Origin of the sequence: Rhodonellum psychrophilum GCM71 = DSM 17998, from assembly GCF_000381545.1 — a bacterium.
Taxonomy (GTDB): domain Bacteria; phylum Bacteroidota; class Bacteroidia; order Cytophagales; family Cyclobacteriaceae; genus Rhodonellum; species Rhodonellum psychrophilum.
Window position 1 is genome coordinate 1 of record NZ_KB906697.1, and the last position, 8,277, is coordinate 8,277.

Genomic DNA, 8,277 nt, shown 5'->3' on the forward strand with positions numbered 1-8,277 from the left:
TGCTCATCTTAAACTGATTTCTATTCGCCATCTTTCTACTGATTTGGTTAAAATTTATCACGGTTTAACGGTCAGCGTATTTCAGGCACTATCAAGACGGAGGACCGAAGACGGGAGACGGGGGACCGAAGACGGAGGACGGAAGATGGGGCCATTTGAGATTTTTGGTGAGGGTCTATTGAGTTTTGGCATGTACGGCTAATGTTGTGGAGATACAGGTAAAAAAAATCCTGCAATAACCCTCAAAAAATAGGGAGGGAGCCTGTTTTATTCCGCATTTCTCTCTATATAAATTATGGATACCCAAATTTGGGAATGGGGATTCCCCTTCTTACAATTTTAATTTTATACGTATTGTTTGACAATCATTAAGTGATAATACGTAAATTTAACAGCTTGATTTTGCGTATTGACTATGGGAAAAGAGGAAATTGGCATCAAAAAATTTGAAGGGTTGGGTTTGCGGTACATCCTTGCGCTGACCGCCATTGCCACTACCATTATTCTCAGCCAGGTATTTTTGCAGTTCTACATTTCCCAGCAGGAGGATGATTCCATCGAGGTCAATCTTTCGGGGAGGCAAAGGATGCTGAGCCAGCGCATCAGCAAATCAGCGGTCCTGCTTGGTGCCTCCGCTTTGGACAGCGTGCAACGTGGCCAATATCTAAAGGAACTCAAGATTGGTTTGGGTGAATGGAAATTGGCGCACCATGGACTTCAATTCGGGAACCCTAAACTGGGATTGCAGGGCGACAACAGCAAGCCAATCCAGGAAATGTTCCGCGTCATTGAGCCTCACTTTCAGGAAATTGTGCTCGGGGCGGAGGAGTTGATCCGACAATCCAATTTACCCGAAAGCGATATTGACTTGAAGTCAAGTGTAGAGAGGATTCTTTCCAATGAAAGCCATTTTTTGGACGGAATGGACAAAATTGTCTTTCAATACGATGCAGAAGCCCAGTCCAAGGTTTCCAGCTTGAAACGGATAGAATTCGGACTGTTGCTTTTTGCCCTATTGCTGATCTTTATCGAAGTGCGTTTTATTTTTTGGCCATCGGCCGCCATGGTCAAGAAAACCTTCCAGCAGCTCCGGGACAGTGAGTCCAAGGCACGGAAAATGGCCTTGGAGATCAGTTCTCTCTACGAATCATTGGAACAATCCTACCAGGACCTGGCAGAAGTGGAAGTGGAGATTGAGGATTTTACCGTCTTTGGCAAATGCGATACCTTGGGAGAATTCACCCACTTTTCAGACAAATTTTGTCAGGTGATGGAATTTGACAAGGACAGGCCCAACAATTTTTTTGCATGGCTGGAGCAACAGGGATATTCTTCCAAATACCTGGACAAAATCCTGAAGCTTTTGAACCAAGGAATCACTTGGAAAGGGGATATCAAAGTCACAAACGGGAATGGGGATTTTGTTTGGCTAAAAATCCACTTGGTTCCCGTCTTTGGTGAAAACCAATCCGTAGCTTCCTTCATGATCATCAGCGTGGATGAAACCGAAGTCAAGGAGGCCCAGGCCCGTTCCCAGGAAATCAATAAGGAGCGCTTGGATAAAAAACTGAAAGAGCAGCAATACCGATCCGTACTTATTTTGGAAGGCCAGGAAGAGGAGAGGAGGAGGATTTCCAGAGACATGCACGATGGAGTTGGGCAGTATCTGACAGCGCTGAAATACAGTCTCGATGGGATTTATGCCGTCAAATCCATTCCCGAAAGGAAAAGACTCGAACTTTCCAAAGAGCTCCTCAAGGATGTCATCAAAGAGGTCAGGAGAATCTCATTCAACCTTACCCCTGTGGCGCTTTCCGATTATGGAATCGTGCCGGTGCTGAACAAATTCAGCGAGGAGATGACCAAAATCTCCAAAATCCCGGTGGTTTTTGAAAATCAGACGGGTTTCATCTCCAGATTGGAACCCAAAATCGAAAATAACCTTTACAGAATAGTACAGGAAGCGGTCAACAATGCCATCAAATATTCGGAGGCTTCCGAAATCCGGATACTCCTTTCGCACAATGCCAAATACCTCCATTTGGAAATTCGGGATGACGGAAAAGGATTTGATTATAAAAAACTCAAAGAAAATGGGTATTTTAACGCCTCAGGACATGGGATTTTTAATATCAAGGAAAGGGTAAACCTGATCAATGGCCAGTTCAGCCTCGAAACAGGCTTGAACCAAGGCACTTCGGTCAATGTGGATTTGCCCTTGGAATCGTAATAAACCCAAAAAAAGAGAATAAAATGCAGGAGATTAAGGTTGTATTGGCAGATGATCATGTGGTAGTCAGAAACGGCATCAAAATGCTGCTCGAAAATGAAGGGGAGATCAAAGTAATCGGAGAAGCCTCCAACGGTCAGGAGGCCTTGGAAGTAGTCGAAAAATTGCAGCCGGACATCTTGATCATTGACATCCGCATGCCCGTGATGAACGGATTGGATGCCACCAAAAAACTCATGGAGCATTCCACCAAAACCAAGGCGCTGATCTTATCCATGCACAACGACGAGGAGTATATTCTCCAATCGGTGGACTGCGGCGCTTCCGGATATCTCCTGAAGGACACAAGCAAGGAGGAATTTATCAAGGCCATCCGAACTGTCTATCAGGGAGGCAAATATTTCAGCGGGGATATCAGCAACGTGTTGGTCAATTCCTACCTCAACGTAAAAAGCGCGAAGCCTTCGTTTGCCAAAGTGACCGAAAACAATTACGACCTGACCAAAAGGGAAAAGGAAATCCTCAAGTTGATCACCGCCGGAGTAGGCAACAAGGAGATCTCCGAACAGTTGAACAAAAGCATCCGGACCATCGAGACGCATCGGTTCAATATCATGAAGAAACTTAAGGTGAACAATGTGGTCGAATTGCTCAAAAAAGTGGAGGAAGAGTCCGCTTTGCATCAATCCCTTGAATCCTGAAAGGACGCATTTAAGCGGGGATCAATCCATTGATAAAATGACAACTTCACTTCAATTGGAGTTATGTAAATATATATTAATCATAGAGATATGATTGTAAAAAAAAGAAAGACATGCTCACAGACAGCCACAACAGGATACACGATTACCTGAGGATTTCTCTCACGGATGCCTGCAATTTCCGTTGTGTGTACTGCATGCCCGACGAGGACATGTTCACCATGCCGAACAAGCACCTGATGCAGCCCGAGGAGATCGAAACCATCGCCAAGGAGTTCGTGGCATTGGGAGTCAGAAAGATCAGGCTTACCGGTGGTGAGCCGCTGGTGAGAAAGGGAGTGGAGGACATCATCGCCCGACTTTCCGAATTGCCCATAGAATTGACGCTGACGACCAATGGCGTTTTCGTCGACAAACACATTCCCCTCTTCAAAAAAGCAGGCATCCGCTCCCTGAACGTGAGTTTGGACACCCTCCAAAAAGACAAATTCTTCCAATTGACCAAAAGGGATCAGTTGGAAAAAGTCATGGACAACATCCATCTTTTGATCAGGGAAGGATTCTCGGTCAAAATCAATGTGGTGGCTATGAAAGGGGTCAACGACATGGAGGTGAAGGACTTTATCGAGTTGACCCGAACGCTTTCTTTACATGTGCGTTTTATCGAATTTATGCCCTTCACGGGAAACCAATGGGAGAAAGACCAGGTCATCACGGCCAAGGAACTCCTGGCAACCGTGGAAAATGAGCTGGACTATGTCAAGCTGGTGGATGAAAAACATGCAACCGCCAAAAAATTCAAAGCCATCGGCCATGCAGGCACCTTTGCCTTTATCACCACGATGAGTGAACCCTTTTGTGGAGATTGCAACCGGATGCGCTTGACTGCGGATGGGAAAATGAAGAACTGCCTCTTCGGAAAAGACGAGTTGGACATCCTGGCGACACTGAGAAGAAAGGAAAATATCGTTCCCGTGATCCGAAAAAGCCTTTTGATGAAGCATGCCGTCATGGGCGGCCAATTCGAGGGAACTTATCAAAACACGGCCGCCGGAGATATCGAGAACAGGAGCATGATCCGGATCGGAGGATAATTGATTTCCCCCATCACAATGGAAACAAATGCATGCAGGGCCGCTGTCAATTTGCCAATAAAGGATTCAAAATGACCACGAAAAGGAGTGATATCGGCGTCTACATGCTCGCTGGAGGGAAAAGTTCCAGAATGGGAGCCGACAAGGGCCTCGTGAACCTTCAAGGCAAACCCATGCTCCAACATGGCATCGAAGTCCTCCAATCGATTTTTTCAGAAGTCACCCTTGTCTCCAACAATCCCGAATATCTTCGCTTAGGACTTAGGATCATCCCTGATCTGATTGCCAACAAGGGCCCGATGGGCGGAATCTACACGGGATTGTGTGACAGCCCCTTTGAAATGAATTTTTTTGTGGCTTGCGACATGCCTTTCATCCGTTCACAAGCGATCGAATATGTATTGGCAAAGGCCAAAGATGGGGAAATCACCTTGGCTGGAATCGGGGGCAAAAGCCAGCCGCTATTTGGGATTTATCCAAAAATATTCAGGGAGGAAATCAGAAAAAATATTGAGCACAACCAATTGAAAATGATGGTTTTGATTCAAGAATTAAAAAGCTTTACTTTAGAACTGGATGTGCTGGGAATTGATCATGAAAAGACTTTCTCCAACATCAATACACCGGAAGATTTGGTGCGCATGCAAACGGAGAAATAATTGGGCGAGAGCCTAAACAAGAAGAGAAACACATGAAGGATTTTGAAAGATATACACGGCAAATGATTCTTCCGGGATTCGGGGAATCGACCCAGCAATTGCTTTCCGATGCCCGGGTTTTGGTCATCGGGGCGGGTGGATTGGGTTGCCCGGCATTGCTGTATTTGGTTGCGGCAGGGGTGGGTACCATCGGGATAGTGGATTTTGACACGGTCGAATTGACCAATCTTCACCGGCAGGTACTCTATTCCGAGGAGGATCTGGGCCAACCCAAAGTCATGGTGGCTGCCAAAAAACTTGCCGTTCAGAACAGTCAGGTCAAGATTGTTGCAATCGAAACACGGCTGACGGCACTAAATGCGGAGGAGATCATCGCCGGATATGACATCGTGCTGGACGGTTCGGATAATTTTCCCACAAGATACCTGGCCAATGACGCTTGCGTCCTGCTCGGAAAACCCCTCGTCTATGGATCGATCTACCGCTTTGAAGGCCAAGTGGCCGTGTTCAATCTTCCCGACGAATCAGGCCAAAAAACAAATTACCGGGATTTGTTCCCCGATCCATCCGAGACCGAGGGAGTCCTGAACTGTGCCGAGGCAGGCGTGATCGGGATTTTGCCCGGGATCATCGGTGGATTTATGGCCAATGAAACCCTCAAAATCATCACCCGCATCGGCAGTCCCTTGTGCAATCGCCTGATGACTTTCAATTCCCTGACCAGTGCCACCTATACGATGGACTTGTCCGCGAATCCGAAAGCGGCTGAATTTTCGCCCAAAACCTTGGAGGAATTGTCGCTGATGGATTATGAAATCGTCTGCGAAGTGCCCGGGCTGAAAGAATTGGCTCCGGAAGACCTAGACAGGTTCTTTGCCGAAAACGAGGAATACAGACTCCTGGATGTCAGGGAAAGCCATGAAATGCCGAAATTGGTGGGCTATCCCTATTTTTCCATCCCTCTGGGAAGCCTCCTGGACAGGATGGAGGAATTGCGGGAAAACAAGAAAATCCTGGTCTTTTGCCAATCCGGAACCAGAAGTGCGCAGGCAGGCCAACTGATCCTCCAAAACCTGGAAGACGCCTCGCTCTACAACCTCAAAGGTGGTATCAACAATCTGATCGCCTATCAAAAAAGCCAAGAAGTATGAGCACAACACTGACATTCGTAGACGGCCCTATTTCCCAGGCCTTGATCGTGGAAAGCATTGCGTCCTTCAGCCAGCAGACCCAGATTGGCGCCCACAGTATTTTTTTGGGCCAGGTAAGAAAGGATGTGTTGGATGACAAAGATGTCCTGGCCATCGAATACAGCACCTACACCGAAATGGCGCAGGAAGTTGCGGCCAAGATCAGCGAAGACTGCCGGGGGAAATTTGAATTGCAGGGTTTGGAAATTGTCCATAGTTTAGGGGCGGTGAAAGCAGGGGAGATCTGCCTCTTTGTGATTGCAGCCTCCAGGCATCGGAAGAATGCAATCGAGGGTTGTGCCGAGATCGTGGAAAGAATCAAACAGGATTTGCCCGTCTGGGGAAAGGAAATCCTGCAGGACGACAGCCATCAGTGGAAAGTCAACCGCTGAAAGTCTCTTGAACCCGAAATATGCGGTAGGTTTCCAAGTGGGGTCGAAACTGCAGGAAAATCAGACTATTGGGAGACTAATTCCTGACACCAAAAGTGTGAAGTCAAAAACAATCAACAGCTAATTGAACATCAGTTAATTATACTGTTGAATTGAGTTCGTAATGCATAAAATGGGTTGAAAGGCAAGCCATGCCATTGTTCAGCTCGCCAACAACAGCGACACCGTTTCTACATATCAATACCAGGAAGCAAGAGGCAGGATCCAAGGGATCGTCCCGCTTCAGAAAAAAAAAAGACACATGATCAACATTACCCATAAATCCAGCACCCTTAGAAAAGCCATCGCCCAAGCCACCGTCAGGGTGAGTTCCCAAGCCACGATCGACGCAGTCGTGAACAAACAAGTTGCCAAGGGAGACGTTTTTGAGATGGCCAAGACTGCCGGACTCTTTGCCGCCAAACGGACCGCAGATATGATTCCGGATTGCCATCCCTTGCCGATTGAGTTCACAGCCGTACGCTTTGAAATCCAAGGCTTGGAGATCCACATCCAGGTGGAGGTCCACACCATTTACAAAACAGGCGTGGAAGTGGAAGCCATGCATGCGGCTTCCGTCGTGGCCCTGACGGCCTACGACATGCTCAAGCCGATCGACAAAGGCATCGAGATCCACCAAATCAAATTGCTCCAAAAAAGCGGAGGGAAATCCGACTTCCGGGAAACCTTCGATCGCCAATTGAATGCTGCCGTTTTGGTCTGTTCCGAACCGGTTGTCAGCGGGAAAAAGGAAGACCTGGCTGGCCAGACCATCAAGAAAAAACTCGAAAGCGCCGGACTTGCCATTGCCGATTACCATTTGATGGCAGACGACGAACAAAAGGTACAAGCCAAAGTCCTGGAAGAGATTGAAAACGGATGTGACATCGTCATTCTCAGTGGAGGAACGGGCTTGACGAAGAAAGACAGGATTCCGGAGATCATCAAGCCGATTTTGGAAAAGGAAGTGCCGGGAATCGAGCAGGCGATCAGGGCTTATGGATTGGCGCGAACTCCCTATGCGATGATTTCAAGGACCTTAGCCGGCATGATCGGGGACAGCCTGGTGCTGGTACTTCCGGGATCCTCCAGAGGTGCCGAGGAATCCATGGATGCGCTTTTTCCAGCGGTATTGCATATTTTCAAAAGCGTCAAACTATAGGCAGGATCCAATTTCATGTAAAACACCAAAAGCCAGTAAATCGTAGGATTCACTGGCTTTTTTGCGTCCCAAGCCAGCGAATTCCAGCAGCAGGAGTTGATTTCGAATAAGATTCACCCAGAAAGTCCAATCACCAAAGCATAAATCCCCAGCCTTGGCGAAAACCCTTCGGGATTCAATCCTTTCCCTTAGCCAAAGAAAAATTACTGTGTTTATAATTCCGGGGATTAAAATCCCCGGTTTAGGATTCTGGCATCGCTACGCGATTTAAAAAACGATACCGTCTCTAGAAAAGCCGTAGGCTTGGGTCAACTCTTAAGCCCACAATTCATTGTGGGTAATACCGAACACTCTATATGGCTCAAAGTGCCATCGGCATGACCAAAACATCGATGATCTCAAAAAATGACCAATTGCGCATATAAATACAACGGTTTGACCGAATGGCAAAAAAGGAGTCAATTTACGCATTAGCATAAAGGCATATATCCTCAGCTTTGGCGAAAACCCTTCGGGATTCAATCCATTTCTTTAGCCAAAGAAAAATGACTGTGTTTATAATTCCGGGGATTAAAATCCCCGGTTTAGGATTCTGGCATCGCTACGTGATTTAAAAAACGATACCGTCTCTAGAAAAGCCGTAGGCTTGGGTCAACTCTTAAGCCCACAATTCATTGTGGGTAATACCGAACACCCTATATGGGTCAAAGTGCCATAGGTACGACCAAAAATCCCGGTAATCTTGAAAAAAAGACCAAGTGCGCAAATAAAAAAAAAACGGTTTGATCGAATGGCAAAAAGGAGTCAATT

General features: G+C 46.9%; 8 protein-coding genes. All 8 read left to right on the top strand.

Going from position 1 to position 8,277, the window contains the following annotated elements; genetic code table 11:
- On the top strand, window positions 1-202 hold a 202-nt coding region (locus tag F824_RS27880; protein ID WP_033405641.1), incomplete at its 5' end, for a hypothetical protein.
- 213 nt (window positions 203-415) lie between these two features.
- On the top strand, window positions 416-2,230 hold the full coding sequence (locus tag F824_RS0123355) for a sensor histidine kinase (protein WP_019600365.1): 1,815 nt from the start codon (window positions 416-418) through the stop codon (window positions 2,228-2,230).
- Between the two features lie 23 nt (window positions 2,231-2,253).
- Complete coding sequence (locus tag F824_RS0123360; protein WP_019600366.1) at window positions 2,254-2,931, top strand: response regulator; 678 nt, start codon at window positions 2,254-2,256, stop codon at window positions 2,929-2,931.
- A gap of 113 nt (window positions 2,932-3,044) precedes the next feature.
- The gene (moaA, locus tag F824_RS0123365) at window positions 3,045-4,025 is read left to right on the top strand and encodes a GTP 3',8-cyclase MoaA (protein WP_026333889.1); all 981 of its coding nucleotides are present in this window, start codon (window positions 3,045-3,047) and stop codon (window positions 4,023-4,025) included.
- A 71-nt stretch (window positions 4,026-4,096) separates the two neighbouring features.
- The gene (locus F824_RS0123370) at window positions 4,097-4,684 is read left to right on the top strand and encodes a molybdenum cofactor guanylyltransferase (RefSeq protein ID WP_161629759.1); all 588 of its coding nucleotides are present in this window, start codon (window positions 4,097-4,099) and stop codon (window positions 4,682-4,684) included.
- A 32-nt stretch (window positions 4,685-4,716) separates the two neighbouring features.
- The gene (locus tag F824_RS0123375; RefSeq protein ID WP_019600369.1) at window positions 4,717-5,835 is read left to right on the top strand and encodes a HesA/MoeB/ThiF family protein; all 1,119 of its coding nucleotides are present in this window, start codon (window positions 4,717-4,719) and stop codon (window positions 5,833-5,835) included.
- Entirely contained in the window at window positions 5,832-6,266 is a 435-nt protein-coding gene (locus tag F824_RS0123380) for a molybdenum cofactor biosynthesis protein MoaE (RefSeq protein WP_019600370.1), read from the top strand. The genes F824_RS0123375 and F824_RS0123380 overlap by 4 nt, the downstream gene beginning before the upstream one ends.
- A gap of 301 nt (window positions 6,267-6,567) precedes the next feature.
- Window positions 6,568-7,467 (top strand): bifunctional molybdenum cofactor biosynthesis protein MoaC/MoaB, encoded by a 900-nt coding sequence (gene moaCB / locus F824_RS0123385; RefSeq protein WP_019600371.1) that lies wholly within the window; start codon window positions 6,568-6,570, stop codon window positions 7,465-7,467.
- The last annotated feature ends 810 nt before the right edge of the window (window positions 7,468-8,277 follow it).

What these genes read in the sequence shown, in the direction of transcription:
- F824_RS0123355 (WP_019600365.1), top strand. Translation starts at nt 416, where the DNA reads ATGGGAAAAGAGGAAATTGGCATCAAAAAATTTGAAGGGTTGGGTTTG.
- F824_RS0123360 (WP_019600366.1), top strand. Translation starts at nt 2,254, where the DNA reads ATGCAGGAGATTAAGGTTGTATTGGCAGATGATCATGTGGTAGTCAGA.
- moaA (WP_026333889.1), top strand. Translation starts at nt 3,045, where the DNA reads ATGCTCACAGACAGCCACAACAGGATACACGATTACCTGAGGATTTCT.
- F824_RS0123370 (WP_161629759.1), top strand. Translation starts at nt 4,097, where the DNA reads ATGACCACGAAAAGGAGTGATATCGGCGTCTACATGCTCGCTGGAGGG.
- F824_RS0123375 (WP_019600369.1), top strand. Translation starts at nt 4,717, where the DNA reads ATGAAGGATTTTGAAAGATATACACGGCAAATGATTCTTCCGGGATTC.
- F824_RS0123380 (WP_019600370.1), top strand. Translation starts at nt 5,832, where the DNA reads ATGAGCACAACACTGACATTCGTAGACGGCCCTATTTCCCAGGCCTTG.
- moaCB (WP_019600371.1), top strand. Translation starts at nt 6,568, where the DNA reads ATGATCAACATTACCCATAAATCCAGCACCCTTAGAAAAGCCATCGCC.